Here is a 584-nt window from a genome sequence, read left to right on the forward strand (position 1 = left end):
TTCCGTCCTGTGTATTTATATTTTCATTTTGAAAATACCGTGGTAAAAAAATGAACTGCAAGGTAATCAGAGATTCCAAGCAGTTCATTTTTCCGACTATCAAAATTAATTTTGATAGTTTTCATACTTATTCAATTTTCCTTGCTGTTTAAAGTTTGGTTACAAAACCATTTTTTTCAGCATCTTCATCCATGTCTTTTCCTGTTACGCAACCCGTAACATACTTACTAAAAGAAGTTGTTTTGTCGCTTACCGTCACTTTCCACGAATAGCTCCAACGTCCATCCGCTGTTTTTAAAGTGATAACAGTTGATCCTCTCCCAATAACCTCAAGACGTTCATCTTCCGTTACTCTTAATACATTTTCATTGCTACTGGTCATGATAATCTTATTATTGCCTGCAATAGTATAATCATAATCACTTGATGCTGCTACCTTTTTATCTGCGGAGAAAAATTCTGTTGCAAAAGGCATACTTCTATTTTCAATCGTTCCATCCTCATTTTTCTTAACATAGTACTTGATATTATCGTACCTATCAAATCCCACTGCCAGTACCATGTCATTTTTCTTGACAGTTACC

Annotated in this window: 1 pseudogene; it reads right to left on the reverse strand. The window is 34.6% G+C overall.

From position 1 onward, the window contains the following. Positions 1–148 precede the first annotated feature (148 nt). A pseudogene (locus tag DXA60_RS18555) lies at positions 149–584 on the reverse strand (Ig-like domain-containing protein); the annotation flags it as partial.

Source organism: Roseburia sp. OF03-24, assembly GCF_003463035.1.
Classification (GTDB): domain Bacteria; phylum Bacillota; class Clostridia; order Lachnospirales; family Lachnospiraceae; genus Roseburia; species Roseburia rectibacter.